The organism is Kitasatospora sp. NPDC094019 (assembly GCF_044764505.1).
Taxonomy (GTDB): Bacteria; Actinomycetota; Actinomycetes; order Streptomycetales; family Streptomycetaceae; genus Kitasatospora.
The window spans coordinates 109,262-125,925 of sequence record NZ_JBIWIF010000016.1 but is presented as its reverse complement, the minus strand read 5'-3'; the positions used below and the strand labels follow the sequence as shown (position 1 = coordinate 125,925).

At 76.3% G+C, this 16,664-nt stretch carries 12 protein-coding genes; 3 read left to right on the top strand and 9 right to left on the bottom strand.

From position 1 onward, the window contains the following. Positions 1-28: 28 nt before the first annotated feature. The 6 genes from ACIQ9P_RS29825 to ACIQ9P_RS29800 all read right to left on the bottom strand — a co-directional run bounded on the left by ACIQ9P_RS29825 (position 29) and on the right by ACIQ9P_RS29800 (position 9,607). Positions 29-1,258: an acyl-CoA dehydrogenase family protein gene (locus ACIQ9P_RS29825; RefSeq protein ID WP_402362837.1), complete on the bottom strand. Its 1,230-nt coding sequence runs from the start codon at positions 1,256-1,258 to the stop codon at positions 29-31. Then, on the bottom strand, positions 1,255-4,491 hold the full coding sequence (locus ACIQ9P_RS29820) for a condensation domain-containing protein (RefSeq protein WP_402362834.1): 3,237 nt from the start codon (positions 4,489-4,491) through the stop codon (positions 1,255-1,257). Before ACIQ9P_RS29820 ends, ACIQ9P_RS29825 begins: the two co-directional genes overlap by 4 nt. 260 nt (positions 4,492-4,751) lie before the next feature. Next, positions 4,752-6,104, bottom strand: coding sequence for a non-ribosomal peptide synthetase (locus tag ACIQ9P_RS29815; RefSeq protein ID WP_402362831.1), 1,353 nt, complete (start codon positions 6,102-6,104; stop codon positions 4,752-4,754). 70 nt (positions 6,105-6,174) lie between these two features. After that, the gene (locus ACIQ9P_RS29810) at positions 6,175-7,608 is read right to left on the bottom strand and encodes an MFS transporter (RefSeq protein ID WP_402362828.1); all 1,434 of its coding nucleotides are present in this window, start codon (positions 7,606-7,608) and stop codon (positions 6,175-6,177) included. Between the two features lie 431 nt (positions 7,609-8,039). Then, positions 8,040-8,984, bottom strand: a complete 945-nt coding sequence (locus tag ACIQ9P_RS29805; RefSeq protein ID WP_402362825.1) for a hypothetical protein — start codon at positions 8,982-8,984, stop codon at positions 8,040-8,042. A gap of 158 nt (positions 8,985-9,142) precedes the next feature. Continuing rightward, positions 9,143-9,607, bottom strand: coding sequence for a PPOX class F420-dependent oxidoreductase (locus ACIQ9P_RS29800; protein WP_402362822.1), 465 nt, complete (start codon positions 9,605-9,607; stop codon positions 9,143-9,145). Between the two features lie 250 nt (positions 9,608-9,857). Here ACIQ9P_RS29800 and ACIQ9P_RS29795 point away from each other — a divergent pair, with 250 nt between their 5' ends. Together ACIQ9P_RS29795 and ACIQ9P_RS29790 are read left to right on the top strand one after the other, a co-directional pair. Continuing rightward, positions 9,858-10,268 (top strand): hypothetical protein, encoded by a 411-nt coding sequence (locus ACIQ9P_RS29795; RefSeq protein WP_402362820.1) that lies wholly within the window; start codon positions 9,858-9,860, stop codon positions 10,266-10,268. A 139-nt stretch (positions 10,269-10,407) separates the two neighbouring features. After that, positions 10,408-11,160 (top strand): class F sortase, encoded by a 753-nt coding sequence (locus ACIQ9P_RS29790; protein ID WP_402362817.1) that lies wholly within the window; start codon positions 10,408-10,410, stop codon positions 11,158-11,160. Between the two features lie 119 nt (positions 11,161-11,279). Here ACIQ9P_RS29790 and ACIQ9P_RS29785 read toward each other — a convergent pair whose 3' ends face one another. Continuing rightward, positions 11,280-12,311: a methyltransferase gene (locus ACIQ9P_RS29785; RefSeq protein WP_402362814.1), complete on the bottom strand. Its 1,032-nt coding sequence runs from the start codon at positions 12,309-12,311 to the stop codon at positions 11,280-11,282. 124 nt (positions 12,312-12,435) lie between these two features. Beyond that, the gene (locus ACIQ9P_RS29780) at positions 12,436-13,524 is read right to left on the bottom strand and encodes a nitrous oxide reductase family maturation protein NosD (protein ID WP_402362811.1); all 1,089 of its coding nucleotides are present in this window, start codon (positions 13,522-13,524) and stop codon (positions 12,436-12,438) included. A 234-nt stretch (positions 13,525-13,758) separates the two neighbouring features. Between ACIQ9P_RS29780 and ACIQ9P_RS29775 the strand changes: the two genes are divergently transcribed. Further along, on the top strand, positions 13,759-14,787 hold the full coding sequence (locus ACIQ9P_RS29775; RefSeq protein WP_402362808.1) for a deoxyribonuclease IV: 1,029 nt from the start codon (positions 13,759-13,761) through the stop codon (positions 14,785-14,787). 112 nt (positions 14,788-14,899) lie between these two features. On the opposite strand, the gene ACIQ9P_RS29770 is transcribed toward ACIQ9P_RS29775, so the two are convergent. After that, entirely contained in the window at positions 14,900-16,318 is a 1,419-nt protein-coding gene (locus ACIQ9P_RS29770; RefSeq protein ID WP_402362805.1) for a lamin tail domain-containing protein, read from the bottom strand. Positions 16,319-16,664 lie beyond the last annotated feature (346 nt).

Genomic DNA, 16,664 nt, shown 5'->3' with positions numbered 1-16,664 from the left:
CCGGACGTCGATGGATGGTCGGTACGGGTCAGCCCAGGCCCATGGCCCGGGCCACGATCACCTTCTGGACCTCGGAGGTCCCTTCGATGATGGTGGTCATCCGGACGTAGCGGTAGAGGTACTCCAGCGGGTGGCCCCGCACCCAGCCCGTGGCGCCGTGCACCTGCAGCGCGCGGTCGACGGCCCGGACGGCGGTCTCGGAGGAGGTCAGCTTGGCGAGCGCGGCGTTCTCGGGCGCCTCGGTGCCCTCGTCGACCAGCCGGGCGCAGGCGAGGGTGAGCAGCTTGGCGGCCTCGACCTCGGCCCGGGTGCGGACCAGGTGGTCCTGGATGTGCTGGTAGTCGCCGATCGGATGCCCGAACGCCTGCCGCTCGCGGGCGTACTCGACGCCGAGCCGCAGCGCGTGCTCGGCGATGCCGTCGCACATCGCGGCGACCACCAGCCGGCCCCGGGAGAGGCTGTCCATGGCGAGCCCGGTGGCGGCGCCGATGCCGTCCTCGCCACCGATCACCGAGGCGGCCGGGGCGTGCAGCCGGTCGAGCACCAGCTCGAACAGCGGCTCCCCCGACATGCCCTCGTAGCGCTGGCCGATGCGCAGCCCGGGGTGGTCCATCGGGAGCACGAAGGCGGTGGCGCCGGCGGTCGGACCGGCGCCGTCGCCGAGGTCGGTGGCGGCGACCACGAGCGCGAGGTCGGCGTGCTCGGCGTTGCTGACGAAGGTCTTGCGGCCGTTCAGCAGCCAGCCGTCGCCGTCGCGGACGGCGGTGGTGGTGAGCCGGAACGCGTCCGAGCCGGCCTGGGGTTCGGTGAGCGCGAGGCAGCGGGTTCGCTCGCCCCGGACCAGCGGGACCAGGTGGCGCTCGATCTGTTCGGGGGTGCCGTGCCGCAGCAGCGGGCTGGGACCGTCGGAGCCGGCCAGCGCGTAGGGGGCGAGCGGGCAGCCGCTGCGCCCGGCGGCGTGGTGGAGCAGCACGACGGCGGTGAACGGCATGCCGGAGCCGCCGAGTTCCTCCGGGTAGTCGCCGGCGTAGAAGCCGAGGGCGGCGGAGCGCTTGCGGACGTAGGTCCGCAGGTCGGCCGGCGGCTGTTCGCCGGACTCGGCCAGCTCGGCGGCGAGCGGTTCGAGTTCACGGCGGACGAAACTCTCGAAGGCGGCCACGAGTTCGCGGTGCTCGGCCTCCAGGACGGCGGAGGGCGCGGAGAGGCCGGAGCCCGAGCCGGGGCGGGCGGCGGTGCGGCCGGGGGCGGTGAGGGTCACTGCTGGGCTCCGGTCAGGGCGCGGGCCTGGTCGGCCAGGACGGGGTGCTGGAAGAGGGTGCGCAGCGGGGGCCGGTTGCCGAGGCGCGGCTCCAGCCAGGCGGCGAGCCGGGCGGCGAGCAGCGAGTGGCCGCCGACCTCGAAGAAGTGCGAGTCCGGGGCGAACCGGTCGTGACCGAGCACCTCCCGCCACGCCTCGGCGATCAGCAGCTCGGCGGGGTCGGTGAAGGCCGACGGCGCCGCCTCCGGCGGGGCGGCCACGGGCGCCTCGGCGGCCAGCCGGGCGAGCGCCGCCCGGTCCGGCTTGCCGCCGGGCAGCAGCGGCATGGTGTCGAGCGCGGTCCAGCTCGCCGGGACGAGCCCGGCGGGCAGCCGGCGGGCCAGGGCCGCGTGCAGGGCGGCCTGGTCGGGCTGCGGGCCACCGTCGAGGAAGCCGAGCAGACGCGGTCCGGCGCTGTCGTCCCGGTGCAGCAGGACGGCGCAGGAGCGGCCGCCGAGTTCGGCGGAGGCGGCGGCCTCGATCTCCTCCAGCTCGATCCGGAAGCCGCGCAGCTTGACCTGGTTGTCCTGGCGGCCGAGGAAGCGCAGCCGCCCGTCGAGGTCGCGGTAGCCCCGGTCGCCGGTGCGGTAGACGCGCTCGCCGCCGAGGGCCGGGACGGCCGGGAAGCGGGCCCCGGTGACCTCGGGCAGGCCGAGGTAGCCGTCGGCCAGGGCCGCTCCGCCGACGGCGAGTTCGCCGACGGCGCCGGGCGGCAGCGGCTGCCCGCCGGTGTCCAGGACGTGCACCCGGACACCGGGGAGTTCGGTGCCGAGCGGGATCTCGGCGGTGTCCTCGGTCCCGTCGGCCCCGGCGGCCGGGTCCTGGACGTCCGCGCCCTCGGTACCCGCGGCCTCGGCGGCGGCTCCGCCGGCGACGGCCGGCGCCAGGTCGGCGGCGGTCAGCTCGTGCACGGTGGAGGTCACGGTGGCCTCGGTGACGCCGTAGGCGTTGAGGACGGTGACGGCGGTGCCCTCGGTCAGCCCGCGCAGGGCCCGGGCCGGCAGCCGCTCGCCGCCGAGGACGAGCAGGCGCGGCGTCCAGCGGCCGTCCGCCAGCGCCTCGCGCAGGTCCTCGCGGACGGCGAGCGCGTAGCTGGTGGGCAGGTTGGCGACGGTGACGCCGCGGGCGGCCAGCACCGCGACCAGCTCGGGCCCGGTCGGGACCTCGCGCTGCGGCAGCACCAGGGCGGCGCCGGCCACCAGCGAGGGCAGCACCTCCTCCAGGGCCACGTCGAAGGACGGCCGGGCGAACAGCAGCACCCGGTCGGCCGGGCCGAGACCGTAGCGGGCGGTCACGGCGGTCAGGTAGCGGGCCAGCGCGGCGCGGCCGACCAGGACCGGCTTGGGCACGCCGGTCGAGCCCGAGGTGTGGATCACATAGGCGGCGCCGTCGAGCACCGCGGCGGGCCGGGCCCCGGGGAAGGCCGGGCCGTCCAGCAGGGCCGGGGCGGTGTCGGCGGGCAGGGCGAGGGCGCTCTGCCGGGTGGTCAGCACCAGGGCCGGGGTGAGCCGCTCCAGCAACAGGGCCAGCCTGGCCTGCGGGTCCTCGGCCGAGAGCGGCGCGTACACCGCGCCATGGCGCAGGCAGGCGAGCAGGGCGACGACGCTGTCGACGCCGCGCGGCAGCACGGTGGCGACCGGCTGCCCGGGGGTCACCCCCGCGGCGCGCAGACGCGCGACCAACTCGCCGACCCGGCGGTCGAGGTCGCCGTAGGTGAGCCGCTCGGACCCGGCGAGCAGGGCGAGCGCGGTGGGGTCGTGGGCGGCGGCCGGGTCCAGGTCGGCCGGCTCGGGCAGGGCCCCGGCAGCGGTGCCGGGGTCGGGGTCGGCGGCGGCGTCCTGGTCGGTGCCGGTCGTGACCGGCGCGAGGTCGGCCAGCAGGGCGTCCGGGCCGTCGAGGTAGCCGCGCAGCAGGTCGAGCAGCCGCTCGGAGAGCAGGGTGGCGATCCTCTCGCCGAACAGGTCGGCGTCGTAGTCCCAGACCAGGGTCATCCCGGCCGTGCCGTGCTTCTCGCCGACCACCCGGCGGTCGTCGGGCAGCAGGACGAGGTCGAGGTCGAACCGGGTGGTGCCGGTGTTGAAGCCCTCGTAGAGCGAGATCTCCAGGCCGGGGGCCTGCACGTCGGGCAGCGGCGCGTCGTGCGCGCTGAACATCACGCTGAACAGCGGGTTGTCGGCGCCGGTGGTGTGGCGGCCGAGCGCCCGCGTCAACTCCTGCACCGGCACGTCCTGGTGGGGCAGCGCGCGGAACAGCACATCGGTCACCTCGTCCACCGACTCCGTGCCCGGCGCGGCCGGGTCCAGCCGCAGGCGCAGCGGCACGGTGTTGACGAACATCCCGACGGTGCCCTCGAAGCCGGGCGGCCGGTTGCCGACGGCGGTGCCGACCATCAGTTCGTGGTGGCCGCTGTGCCGGCGCAGCAGTTCGGCGAAGAGGGTGAGCAGGGTGGAGAACGGGGTGTGGCCGTCGGCCTTGGCCCGCTCGCGCAGCCGCTCGGCGAGGTCGGCGCCGATCGACTGCCGCAGCTGGCCGCCGCGGTGGCGGCGGCGGGCGCCGGGGCGGGCCAGGCCGGGCAGCGCGAGGTCGAGCGGGGCGTCCGCCAACTCCTGCTTCCAGAAGGCGAGTCCGCGCTCCCGCCCGGCTTCCCGGACGGCCTCGGCGGCGTGCACGTGCTCCTCGTAGGAGGGCGCGGCGGGCAGGGTGACGGCGTCGGCCTCACCGAGGACGTGCGCGCGGTAGACGGTGAAGAGGTCGCGCAGCAGGATCGCGAACGAGTGGCCGTCGTGAATGAGGTGGTGCTCGACGTGGATCAGCCGGTGGTGGTCGTCGCCGATCCGGACCAGGTGCCAGCGCAGCAGCGGGGCGTCGGTGGTGTCCAGCGGCTCCTCGGCCTCGGCGGCCAGCAGGGCCCGGAACGCGGCCTCGGGGTCGGCCTCGGCGCTCAGGTCGCTGTCGCGCAGCCGCGGCGCGCTCCGGACGCCGACCCGCTGGAGCGGCAACCCCTCGGCCCGGTGGACCAGTTCGAGCCGCAGGCCGGGGTGATGGGCGAGCACGGCGGTGAGGCCGGCCCGGAGCGCGTCGGTGTCGAGCGGCCCCCAGAGATCGAGGGCGGCGGTGAAGTTGTAGGCACGACTGCCGGGCTGCATCTGCTCGTGCAGCCAGACGATCTCCTGCGAAGAGGAGAGTGCGAACATGGGCAACTCCCAGGTTGTGTCGGGTTGTTGATTCGGTTCGGTGGATCGGGGCGGGCCATGTGGGGCCCTGCCCCGGACCGGGACCCGCCGGGGGTGGTGGCGGGCCCGGCGGGACGGGTCGGGATCAGTCGTGATCAGTCGGGGTCGGGACGGGACGGTCGTGCCGGACCGGCCGGCCTGCGGGCGCGGCAGTCGGCGGGTGGAGCGGTCAGGGGCCCCGGGGCGGCAGCGGCCCGGGCCGGTGGAACGGGCCCGGCGGGTCAGGCCCCGGCGCCGAGGTGGTGGCGCAGGGTCGCGAGCAGCGCCGCGAAGGCCGCCTCCGCCGCCGCGTCCGAGTAGCGCTCGCGGTCCCAGGCCAGCCGGACCAGCAGGTCCTCGCCGTGCGAGGCGGAGACCGCGATCGGCGCGGCGAGCGGACGGCCCGCGAGGTGGACCTCGCGGCCGGCGGCCCCGCCGAGCACCAGCGGCGGCCGGCGGTGCAGATCCTCGAAGGTGAGCAGCCCGTCGAGCGCGCCGGACCAGCTCGCCCCGGCGGAACGGGCCGCGCGCACCACCTCGTCGAACGGGGTGTCCGCGTGGTCGAGGTCGTCCCACCAGTCGGCGCCGAGCGCGTCGAGCGCGCGCGGCGGGCCGGGCGGCGCCGGGTGGACCAGGGTGTTGAGGAAGCAGCCGAGCACGGGCGCGGTCCCGGCGGGGCGGCCGCCCCACGGGTAACCCAGCGCGAGCACCCTGCCGCCCTCGTCGAGCCGGTGCGCGGCGGCGGCCACGGCGTCCAGCAGGGCGGGGAAGACGCCGCCCCGGGCGGCGCCGGTCACGGCGGGCAGCCGGTCGACGGCCATGCCGGTCGACCGGGCGGCCCCGGCCGGCCCGGTCCCCTCCGGGGCGTCGGCCAGGGAGCCGAGCCGGGCGGCCCAGTGGAGCTGCGCGGCCTCGCCGGCGGCTCGCGCCTCGGTGGCCAACTGGCCTTCCACCGCGGCCCGGTAGACCTCGACGGCCTCGTCCGGACCGGGCCCGGGGGCGTGCTCGCCGCCGTCGGGGTCGGTGTAGGCGGCGCCGAGCCCCTCGGTGACCAGGCCGAGCGACTGCTCGTCGCAGGCGGCGTGGTCGAGGGCGACGGCGAGCAGTTCCTCCTCGTCCTCCGGTCCGGCCGCCAGCAGCAGCCGCAGCGCCGGTCCGTCGGTAGGCCAGTCCAGCAGCGCCCGCAGCAGCGCGGCCCGGGCCGCGCCGTCCGGCAGGCCGGTACCCGCGGCATCGTCGGTGGCGGCCGGGCCGGCCGGGTCCACCGGCACCCGGGCCACCTCGACGGAGGGCCCGCCGAGCCGCAGCACCGGCGTACCGCGCAGCACCGTGAACTCGCCGCGCAGCGCCGGGTGCCGCGCGACGAGCCGGAGCGCGGCACGTCGCAGCCGGGGCAGGTCGACGGTGCCGCGGGGGAAGGCGAAGAACAGGGGGACGATGTCCGTCCGGGCCAGCCGGTCGCGGTGGCGGGTGATCAGGAAGCGGCGCTGGGCCCCGGTGAGCGGGAGCAGCGGCGCGGGGCCGGCGCCGGTCCCGGCGGCGGAGGCGAGGGACCGGTAGCGGGTGAGGTAGGCGGCCGTGATGCTGGAGTGCACGGGAGGGTCTCCGCTTTCGGTTCGGGGCGTTCGGTGGGTCGGCCTGGTTCCGGGCCTGGTCGGGCGGCGGTCAGCGGGCCCTTCCGGCGTCGGCGGCATCGCGGCCGGCGCCGGCCCCGGCGACCGGGTCGCCGTCCGCGGCGGGCCGCACGCCCGCCGCCGGGGTCCGGTCGGCCGTCGGGTCGGCCGTCGCGGCCGGGTCGTCGTCCGCACCCGGACCGGCGTCCGGGCCGTCGTCCGCGCCCCCGTCCTCCGGCGGCGCCGACGGCAGGTCCCGCATTCCGCGCAGGGGCGAGAACACCAGCGGCACCGGCACGAGCAGGAAGCCCGCCGCGCAGAGCCAGAGCGCGGCGCGCGGACCGGCCTGCTCGGCGACGGCGCCGCCGAGCAGGGCGCCGAGCGGCAGGGTGCCCCAGACCAGGAACCGCATGGTGGCGTTCATCCGGCCGAGCAGCCGGGGCGGGCAGAGGCTCTGCCGGAAGCTCACCTGGGCGACGTTGTAGACCACCGCGCCGAACAGCACCGCCACCCCGCCGATCGCGAACAGCACCGCTCCCGCGCCACCGTCCGCGAGCGGCCAGAGCAGCGCGAACGGGCCGGTGACCAGGGGGGCGAGCCAGATCAGCCGGGCCTGGCCGATCCGCGCGGCGAGCCGCCCCGCGCACAGGGCGCCGACGAGCCCGCCGACCGCCGAGACCGAGAGCAGCGCCCCGATCGCGGCCGGCGAGAGGTCCAGCACCCGCACCCAGAAGACGGTCTGCACGGCCATCAGCACCGCGCTGAACAGGTTGGACGCCGCCGTGGTGGCGGCGATCACCCGCAGCAGCGGGTGGCCCAGGACGAACCGCAGGCCCTCCGCGACCTCGGCCCGCAGCGAACGCCCGGGCTCGCGCGCGGGCAGCCGCTCCTCGGCCCGGATCCGGGCGAGCAGGGCCGCCGAGACCAGGAAGCCGAACGCGTCGGCGACGATCGCCAGCGGCGCGCCGAGCAGTTGGACCAGTCCGCCGCCCAGTCCCGGTCCGGCGATCTGCGCCGAGGACCGGACGGTCTCGATCGCCCCGTTGCCCGCGACCAGGCGGTCGCGCGGCAGCAGCACCGGGAGGAAGGACTGGTGGGCGACGTCGAAGAAGACCGTCGCGACCCCGGTGACCAGGGCCACCAGGTAGAGCTGGAGCAGGCTGAGCAGGTCCAGCGCGGCGGCCACCGGGATCGAGCCGACGGCGAGGCAGCGCAGGACGTCGGCGCGGACCAGGACCGGCAGCTTGCGCATCCGGTCCAGCCAGGCGCCGGCGGGCAGGCCGACGAGGAGGAAGGCGGCGGTCTCGGCGGCGGTCAGCAGGCCGACCTGGAAGGGCGTGGCATCGAGTTCCACCACCGCCACCAGGGGCAGTGCGACCAGGGTGACCTGACTGCCCGCCTGCGCCGCGACGGCCCCCGAGAGCAGGAGGCGGAAGTCGCGGCGGGCGGACGGGCCGGTACTGGGCAGGTGAGGCGTTTCGTTCATCAGTACGACCCTCGGTTACCGATTCGCTACAGGGCAACCGGCTGGCCGGATTCCGGCCCCCGCCCGAATCGGCCGGATACCACCGCTCCCCGAGCCTTCCCTCACCTGCTCCTTATCCGCCCGCGCGGGCCCGGAAGGGGCACCCGCGGGCACGACCAGCGGCATCGCGCCGACCGGTCTTCCCGTTCGGGATGTCCACCCGGATGTCCGCTATCCGGACCATGGATTTCAGCCAGCGGACGCCCGCCCTCAACTTGGCCGGAACACGGGGACCGTTGACTGTCCGTCACCTGACAGTGGTGCGGACGTGATATCGGGACACGCGAACGGCCCCCGGACCTGGTCGGTCCGGGGGCCGCGGGGGCACCTGGGGCGCGGGTCCGACCGGGGCGGGGCCCGGTCGGGGAGGGGTGTCGGGCCCGGGAAGGGCGTCAGGCCGAGCCGAGGACGGCGTCCGGGGTTCGGCCCGCCTGGGCCTGCTCGATCCGGGCGACCAGCATCGCGGCCAGTCGCCGGGTGCCCGCCGCGTCGACCGGACCGCCCTCGGTGGTGACGGTCGCGACCACCGTTCCGGCGCGCAGCACGACCGCCACGCCGTCCCGGCCCGCGAGCTGCCCCTGGAACGCGCGGCTCTCCGTCCCCAGCAGGCCGATGTCGGCCGGGCCGTACTTGCTCGCGTCGGCGTAGGCGCCGTACGCCTCCTTGAACCGGTCCTGGGCCTGCGCCCGGCCGGGCAGGGTGTCGACGCCGAAGCGCACCACCACCTCGCCGGCGGAGTACCTCGCGCTGCCGCTCAACGGCTTGCCCTTGCAGGGCGCGGCGGCCGTGCAGGTGGTGACGTGGTCGGCGGTGTCGACCCGGCGCTTCTCCTCCTCCCAGCCGGTCATCGCCTTCTGGTCGGGCAGCAGCAGGGCGACCAGCGCGGAGTCCAGCAGGGCGGTCTCCGAGTCCGGCCCGGTGGCCGGCTGCCCGGCACCGGCGCCACCGGTGCCGCCGCCCGTCCCCGCGGTACCGGCCGTGGCGCCCCCGGCCGCCGCTCCGGCGCCCGAACCCGCTCCGGCACCCGCCGTCGCCGCCGGGGCGGTCGCGCCCGGCGTCGCGGCCGGGGTGCCGCCGGTGCCCGCGCCCGCGCCGCCCGTCCCGGCGGCGGCGCCCGTCGTCCCGTCCGTCGCCGCGGCGGTGCCGGACCCGGCGCCGGGTGTGGCCGCGCCCCCGGCCGCCGGGTCCACCGTCGCCCCCGGACTCGCCGACGCGCCCGCCGTCCGCTTCGCCGCGTTCTCGGAGCTCGCGGAGCTCCCGGAACCGCAGGCGGCCAACGCCGCCAGCAGCGCACCCGTGGCCGCCGCGGCGGCCACCTTCCGACCGGCCGTGCCCATGTGCGCCCCTCTCGTGTCCGTGGCCCCTCAAGATAGACGCGGCCCCGGCCGACCGGTTCCCCGGGGCCGCCGGCGCGGCGAACGGTCGCTCCGGAGGGCCCGGGGGCGGGTACGGACACGAGGACGGACCAGGCGGACCCGGCGGACCCGGCGGAGGCTCAGCCCGCCTCGGGGCCGGGGTCGGCCGGGAAGCTCCCGGGAGCGCCCGGCGGCAGCGGCTCGATGCCCACCACCCGGCTGATCCTCGTCGGCTCGACCAGCACCACCACCCGCCGCTCCCCCGGGATGCCCCAGCCGTACCGCTCGACACCGAGGTACGTGTGCGCCAGCCGGTCCATGTTCCGAACGGCCTCCTCGCCCTCCACGAACCGCACCGCCCGCCCCCGGATCTGCACCCGGTCGTACGGGTTCCCGGGGTCGGCGAGCGACAGGCAGACCCGCGGGTCCCGCCGCAGGTTGCGTTCCTTGACCCGCCCGACGGAGGTGTTGAACAGCAGCAGGTCCCCCTCCGTCCCCACCCACATCGGGCTCACATGCGGCGACCCGTCGGCGTTGACCGTGCCGACGTACCAGATGTGCCCCGCCTCGATCCGCTCATGGACGTCCTTCGAGATCTCGACCATGGGCCGAGTCTGCCCACCCGCCCGGGCCCCACTCCCGCTCCCCCTACACGCGCCTCACCCGGATCGCCCAGGGCACTCGGGTGAACACGCCCGGGACTCCACCCGAAGGGGTCACCGGCCGGGCCGGGGCTGCCACCCTCCGGTGGCAGCGGGCGTCACGGTGGTTGACGGTGGATCAGGCGCCACTCCGCGAGTCCCCCGCCCGATGATGTGTCGGCGATCGCGGTACCGCGCCGGAAGGATCATCATCATGCGTTCTGCACGCACCCTGCTCGCCGGAGCAGCCGTCGCCGCCACCCTCACCGTCGGCGCCCCGCTCGCCTACGCCGACGGGGCCGCCGACCAGGGCAAGAACCTCACCTGGCAGGAGAAGCAGGACAAGGCCGCCACCTCCGACGGCCAGAAGACCTGGGACGAGAAGCAGAAGGGCGCCTCCGGCACCGAGGAGAGCAAGGGCACCGAGAGCAAGGGCTCGGACAGCAAGGGCACCGAGGGCAAGGGCGAGGAGAAGACCCCGCACGGCGGCGTGCACACCGGCGGCGGCGGGCTGGCGCTCTCCGGCGGCGGCCTCGCCTCCGGCGCGGTGCTGCTGCTCGGCGGCCTCGGGGCGGGCGCGATCGCCCTGCGCCGCGGCCGCCGCACCGCGGACGCCGCCATCTGACCCCGCGCCGTTCCCGCCGCCTCCCCGTCGTGGCCCGCGCCCCGCGCGCCGGCCGCGGCGGGGGCGTGCGGGGCGGCGCTTCGCCGTGTCGGGCCCGCGGCACCCCGAGCGCGGGCCGCTGAGAGGAGTACGAGCGACGATGGCCGGTCTGATCCCCGGTACGTCCCGACTGCTGCGCGCGGGGATGGGCGCGGCCGCGGTCGGTCTGCTGCTGATCTACAACTCGGTGGACAGCGTCCCGGCGGACGGCGAGGAGCAGGGTCGGGCCGCGCCCCCCGCCGCCGCCGCGTCCGCCGTACCGGGACCGGCGCCGGGCTCCGCCCCGGGAGCACCGGCGGCCACCGGCTCCGCCGTCCCGTCCCCGACCGCGCCCCCGGCCGCCGCCGGGCCCGCCCCCGCCGCGCCGGTCAAGGCGGCGGCGCCGCTGAAGCGCTCCAAGCCGACCAGGCTGCGGATCCCGCAGCTCAACGTGGACGCCCCGTTCACCGAGCTCACCCTGAGCCCCGCCGGCCAGCTCAACGCCCCGCCGCCGGACGACAAGAACCTGGTCGGCTGGTACCGCGACGGCGTCACCCCCGGCGAGCGCGGCGCCGCGGTGGTCGCCGGTCATGTCGACACCACCAAGGGCCCGGCGGTGTTCCTGCTGCTCAGCCTGATGCTGCCGGGCAACAAGGTGGAGGTCCGGCGGGCGGACGGCACCGTCGCGGTGTTCTCGGTGGACGCCGTCGAGACCTTCGCCAAGGACGCCTTCCCCGACCAGAAGGTGTACGGGAAGACGCCCGACGCCCAGCTCCGGCTGATCACCTGCGGCGGCACCTACGACAAGAAGCGCCGCGACTACCTGGACAACGTGGTGGTCTTCGCGCACCTGGAGTCCTCCCGCAAAGCCTGAGTCCCGACCTCCGGGGCGTCGGCCCCCGGCCGGGCCCACCACGCGAACCGGACGCGCGAAGCGGCCGCCGGTCCCCCCTCGGAAGGGGACCGGCGGCCGCTTCGCGCGGGCGGGCCGGGTCAGCCCCGCACCACGGCCTCGAAGGCGTGCAGGTACGGGTTGACCGGGCACACCTCCCGGACCTCCAGCCCGGCCTCGGTCATCAGCCGGACCATGCTCTCCTCGGAGTGCTTGGCGCCGCCGACGTTCAGCATCAGCATCAGGTCCATCGCGGTGGTGAAGCGCATCGAGGGGCTGTCGTCGACGAGGTTCTCGACCACCACCACCCGGGCACCCGGCCGGGCCGCCGCGACCACGTTCGCCAGCGTCCGGCGGGTGCTCGCGTCGTCCCACTCCAGGATGTTCTTGATGATGTAGAGGTCCGCGACCACCGGGATCGCCTCCCGGCAGTCACCGGGGACCAGCCGGGCCCGGTCGGCGAAGGCGCCGCCCTCGCGCAGCCGGGCGTCGGCGCCCGCGACCACCTTGGGCAGGTCCAGCAGGGTGCCGTGCAGCGCCGGGTGCTTCTCCAGCAGGCTGGCGAGCACATGGCCCTGGCCGCCGCCGATGTCGACCACCGCGTCGATCCCGGTGAGGTCGAGGTAGGCCGCGAAGTCGGCGGCGGACTGCCGGCTGGAGGTGGTCATCGCCTTGTCGAAGACCTTCGCGGACTCACCCCCGTCGCTGTGCAGGTAGTCGAAGAACTCCTTGCCGAACAGCTCGGGGAAGACGTTGCGCCCGGAGCGCACCGCCTCGTCCAGCTTCGGCCACGCCTCCCACGTCCACGGCTCGGTGCACCACAGGGAGATGTGGCGGAGGCTGTTCGGCGCGTCCTCGCGCAGCAGCCGGGACATGTCGGTGTGGGTGAAGCGGTCGCCGTCGAGCTCCTCGAAGATGCCGTAGCAGGTGAGGGCGCGCAGCAGCCGGCGCAGCTGGCGGGGCTCGGTGCCGAGCTCGGCGGCGAGGTCGGTCACGGCGGTCGGGGTGTCGCCCAGCTTGTCGGCGACACCGAGCCGGGCGGCCGCCCGGACGGCGGCGGCGCAGGCGGCGCCGAAGACGAGCTCCCGCAGGCGCATGGCTGCCTGCGGGGTGGTGGCGGGTGCGGTGGTCATGGGGCCGGGTCTCTGCTTTCTGCGGGGGGCGAGGGGGCTGGGCTGAGGGGAACGGGATGCGGAGTGCGGGCCGGGCCGGGGCCCGGACGGTAGGCGGGGCCGCAGGGCTCGGGGCCGGGCTCGGTCAGCAGTGGCCGGCCGGCTCGGAGACCGCGCACTGGTTGCGGGCGAACGAGTTGTCGGTGCCGGTGTCGCGGTCGGCCAGGTCGGCCGGCCCGTTGCCGAGCACGAGGTTGTCGGCGACGGTGTTGCGGGCGTTGGCCACCCCGACCACGCTGTGGACGAGCACGATGCCGCCGGAGAACGGCGAGGCACCGACGTTGTCACGGACCTCGTTCTCCGTCACCGAGGTCTCCTCGGCCCCGGTGAGCACGATCCCGGCGCCCTGGATGTGGTCGAGCCTCGGGTTCGGCGGGCAGTAGCGGTTGTTGGCGACGACCTGGTTGCGGGTCACGGTGAGCGCACCGGCCCGGGGCACGCCCTCGTCGCCGACGACGAACACCCCACCGCAGTTGCCGTGGATCCGGTTCCGCTCGACGCTCAGGTCGCGCAGTCGGCGGACGGTCACGCCGACCCGGTTGTCGGTCAGCAGATTGGCGCTGACCAGGGTGCCGTCCGCGGAGAGGGCGCCGCCCTCACTGTCCACCGTGTTCGCCAGGAAGACGCCGGACTGACCGTTGCGGGTGGACTCGTTGGCGGTGATCACGCCCCGGGTCGACTTCTCCGCGCTGATGCCCTGCTGGCCGTTGTCGTGCACGTAGGTGGCGCGCACGGTCAGCCCGTCGGTGCCGGAGGCGTTGACGCCGTTCTTGCGGAAGCCGGTGACGGCGAGCGCCTCGACGGTGACACCGGCGAGCGGCCGGTCGTCGGTGCCGGCCACGCAGAGACCGTGGCCCGCGGCCGCGCAGGCGGCGGCCCCGTCGGCGGCGGACACCTCGGCCGGCAGCAGCACGCTGTCCCGGCCCGCACCGCGCAGGGTCAGGCCGGGCGTGGTGATCCGGACGCTGCCCCGGTACTCGCCGGGGAGCAGTTGCACGGTGTCGCCGGGGAGCGCCGCGTCGACGGCCCGCTGGATCGATTCACCGGGCCGGACCAGGTGCACGTCACCGGCGGCGCGGGCGGGCGCGGCACCGACGGCGGTCAGCACGGTGGTCAGGGCGGTCGTGGCGGCGGCGGTGGCCGCGGCGAGGTGGTGGACCCGTCGCGTGGGCATGGGCGGTGACCTGCTTTCTGACGCGCCGACGCGGGGGCGCGCTCGCGGGGACGTCGGCACGATGACGCGGAGTGGCCGGGAGGTGACGGCCGGTGGGTGTCGGCCGAACCGACGCTAGGGGTGGACGGGAGGCCCCGCCACCAGGGTTGGGCTGCCGGGCTGACGGGGCGTCGGCCGGCCGGGGGGTCGGCCCGGCCGGCGGCGGTCCTCCGCCCGCGTGCCATGCTCGGGACCATGAGCACCAGCACCACCGCACTCGACACACCCGCGGCCGACACCCCCGTGACCGCCCCCGCCGACTTCCGCGACCCGGCGGTCCGCAACCCGATCGGCGCCCATGTGCCGGTGGCCGGCCGGGGCCTGGCCGGCACCGGCCTCGCGTACGCCGGGCGGGTCGGCGCCGAGACGGTGCAGGTGTTCGTCGCGAACCCGCGCGGCTGGGCGACGCCGACCGGGAACCCGGCCCAGGACGCGGAGTTCCGCGCGGCCTGCGCGGACCGGGCCGTCCCCGCCTACGTGCACGCGCCGTACCTGATCAACTTCGGCTCGGACAACCCGGTGACCAGGGAGCGCTCCGCCGACTCGCTGCGCCACTCGCTGCGACGCGGGCACGCGATCGGCGCGATCGGCGTGGTGCTGCACACCGGGTCGGCGGTCGGCTCCGCCCCGGGCGGCGGCTCCCGGCGGACCGAGGCGATGGCCCAGGTCCGCGAGGACGTGCGGCGGCTGCTGGACGAGCTCGACGACCTCGGCGAGGACGCGCCGTGGCTGCTGCTGGAGCCCACCGCGGGCCAGGGCAGCTCGCTCTGCGCGCGGATGGAGGACCTCGCCGAGTACCTGGAGGCGCTGGACGCCCACCCGAAGGTCGGGGTCTGCCTCGACACCTGCCACGCCTTCGCGGCCGGCCACGACCTGGCGGCGCCGGGCGGCGTCCGGGCGACCCTGGACGCCCTGGTCGCGGCCACCGGGCCGGGCCGGCTGCGGCTGATCCACGCCAACGACTCCGAGGACGCGGTCGGCGCCCGCAAGGACCGGCACGCCAACATCGGCTCCGGCCTGATCGGCGCCGAACCGTTCCGCGAGCTCTTCGAGCACCCGGCCACGGCCGGTGTCCCCCTGATCGTCGAGACCCCGGACCGCAAGCACGGCGGCGAGGGCGCCGGCCACACCCTCGACATCACCGCCCTCAAGCGCCTCCGCTCCCGCGCGACCGCGCCGGAGCCCACCACCGGCGGGGAGCGGGTGCCCGGCGCGCCGGTGTGAAGGGCCGCGCCTCCTGGTCCCGCCGCGGCCGCCGGACGGGCCGCGGCCCCGAGCCGGGTGGCTCGGGGCCGCGGGAGGTGCGGAAAACGCGGGACCAGCGGGGTGAACGGGATCAGCAGGTGATGGTGCCCCGGCGGAGGGCGTGGCCGCCGGTGTTGCTGTCGTCGGACCAGTAGACGGGCTTGCTGCCGCCGACGCACTCGGCGGCGCCGGCGATCGCGAAGCCCTCGTTGTTGAGGTTGGCCATGCCGGTCGGACGGTTGAAGACGGCGGTGGTGGCGAACACGCCGGACGCGTTGACCTTGAGCGTGCGGTGCTGGCCGTTGCAGGTGTCGTCGCAGACCACCCACAGGCGCGAGGTCTGCGGCTCCCACTGGACCTCCATCACCCCGGCCAGGCCGGTGCTGATCGAGGCGACCTTGGTGAAGCTGCCGCTGTCCTGGAGCACGAAGCCGTGCACGGCACCGGTGCCCTCGACCCCGACGAAGAACACCCCGCCGGTGTGGGCGGCGTACCCGGCCGGGTTGTAGGCCGCGCCGGTGGACTCGTCCTTGAAGCCGGCCGCGGTCAGGGCGCTGTCCGGCACCCAGGTGATGCCCTCCAGGCCGAGGTTGGAGCCGACCGCGGGCAGGCTCGCGGTGAGGTTCCACTCCTTGCCGGCGGTCAGGGTGCTGCCGGTGCCGCTCACGTCGTAGCGCAGGACGGACAGCCGGCTGGTGCCGGACGCGTCGCCGTTGCGCTCGCTGGAGACGTAGACGCCGCCCGCCGCCCCGGCGGAGGTGACGGTCACGCCCTCGCTGTCGGGGCTACCGGTGCCGCCCGGGAAGCGCAGCGTCTTGCCGGAGCCCCAGCCGGAGGCCGTGTCGGGGGTCCAGCCGCCGGAACCGTTGGGGAGCAGCCGCCACAGCTTGCCGGAGTTCTGCGCGCCCCAGAGCACGCCGCCGTCCTGGTAGAGGCCGCTGAGGTCGGACCCGAAGACGTTCGAGGCGTCGGCGGTGGCGACGGCGCTGCCGCCGGGCCACGCGACCGGGGTGCCGCCGCCGGAACCGCAGCTGTTGGCCGCGCCCAGGCTGAGCTGGGCCTGGACGAAGGCGCCGGTGCCGTCGGGGCAGCGCGACCAGGACGGCGCGGAGTGGGTGCTCCAGCTGAAGCTGTCCACCAGGGTGCTGCCGCCCGGCAGGTAGAGCCGGGCCTTGTCGGCGGAGCCGAGGCCGAAGGCGTTGTGCACGTCGAAGGCCCTGAACGCGCCGGCGGCGAGGGTGGTGCCGGCGGCGATCCTGTAGCTGGAGCTGTTGTCGTCGTCCTTGAGGACCCAGCCCGAGATGTCGACGGCGACGGTGCCCTTGTTGACGAGCTCGATCGAGTCGTTGACGGATCCGGTGGTCACCACCTCGTTGATCCGGATGTCGTCGGCGGGTGCGGCCGTGGCCGGGGACGCCCCGAACACGCCGGCGGCCAGTACCGGGCCGAGGGCGGTGGCGAGGAAGAGGGCGAGGCTGCGGCGCCGGCGCGGTGCACGCGATGCGGTCACGAGGTCCGTCCTGGGGGGAGGGGCTGACAGGGCGCCACCACCGTCCCGGTAACCCGCCAACGCCGCAACGCCGGGAGGCGAGCGCCGTATGAACGACGGACGAACCACGGCACGCCGGGACCACCCGCGCACCGTCCGGGCGCACCTGTCCCGCCCGCCCCACCCGGCACCGGGCCCGGCGGCGCTCTTCCGACACACGGTCGACACACGGTCGGCGGCCCGCCGGGCCGCTCGGGCTGCCGGGTCCGGGGCCCGGTGCCAGGCTGGAGCGGACGACGCCGACGCGTGCCGCGGACGCGCGCCGCCGCGGACGCGAACCGGAGCCCGCAACGGCCCGCACCCGCAA

Excerpts from the sequence above, each read along its gene's own strand:
- ACIQ9P_RS29805 (WP_402362825.1), bottom strand. The coding sequence starts at position 8,984 with ATGGGCACGGCCGGTCGGAAGGTGGCCGCCGCGGCGGCCACGGGTGCG.
- ACIQ9P_RS29780 (WP_402362811.1), bottom strand. The coding sequence starts at position 13,524 with ATGCCCACGCGACGGGTCCACCACCTCGCCGCGGCCACCGCCGCCGCC.
- ACIQ9P_RS29785 (WP_402362814.1), bottom strand. The coding sequence starts at position 12,311 with ATGACCACCGCACCCGCCACCACCCCGCAGGCAGCCATGCGCCTGCGG.
- ACIQ9P_RS29775 (WP_402362808.1), top strand. The coding sequence starts at position 13,759 with ATGAGCACCAGCACCACCGCACTCGACACACCCGCGGCCGACACCCCC.
- ACIQ9P_RS29810 (WP_402362828.1), bottom strand. The coding sequence starts at position 7,608 with ATGAACGAAACGCCTCACCTGCCCAGTACCGGCCCGTCCGCCCGCCGC.
- ACIQ9P_RS29820 (WP_402362834.1), bottom strand. The coding sequence starts at position 4,491 with ATGTTCGCACTCTCCTCTTCGCAGGAGATCGTCTGGCTGCACGAGCAG.
- ACIQ9P_RS29800 (WP_402362822.1), bottom strand. The coding sequence starts at position 9,607 with ATGGTCGAGATCTCGAAGGACGTCCATGAGCGGATCGAGGCGGGGCAC.
- ACIQ9P_RS29790 (WP_402362817.1), top strand. The coding sequence starts at position 10,408 with ATGGCCGGTCTGATCCCCGGTACGTCCCGACTGCTGCGCGCGGGGATG.
- ACIQ9P_RS29795 (WP_402362820.1), top strand. The coding sequence starts at position 9,858 with ATGCGTTCTGCACGCACCCTGCTCGCCGGAGCAGCCGTCGCCGCCACC.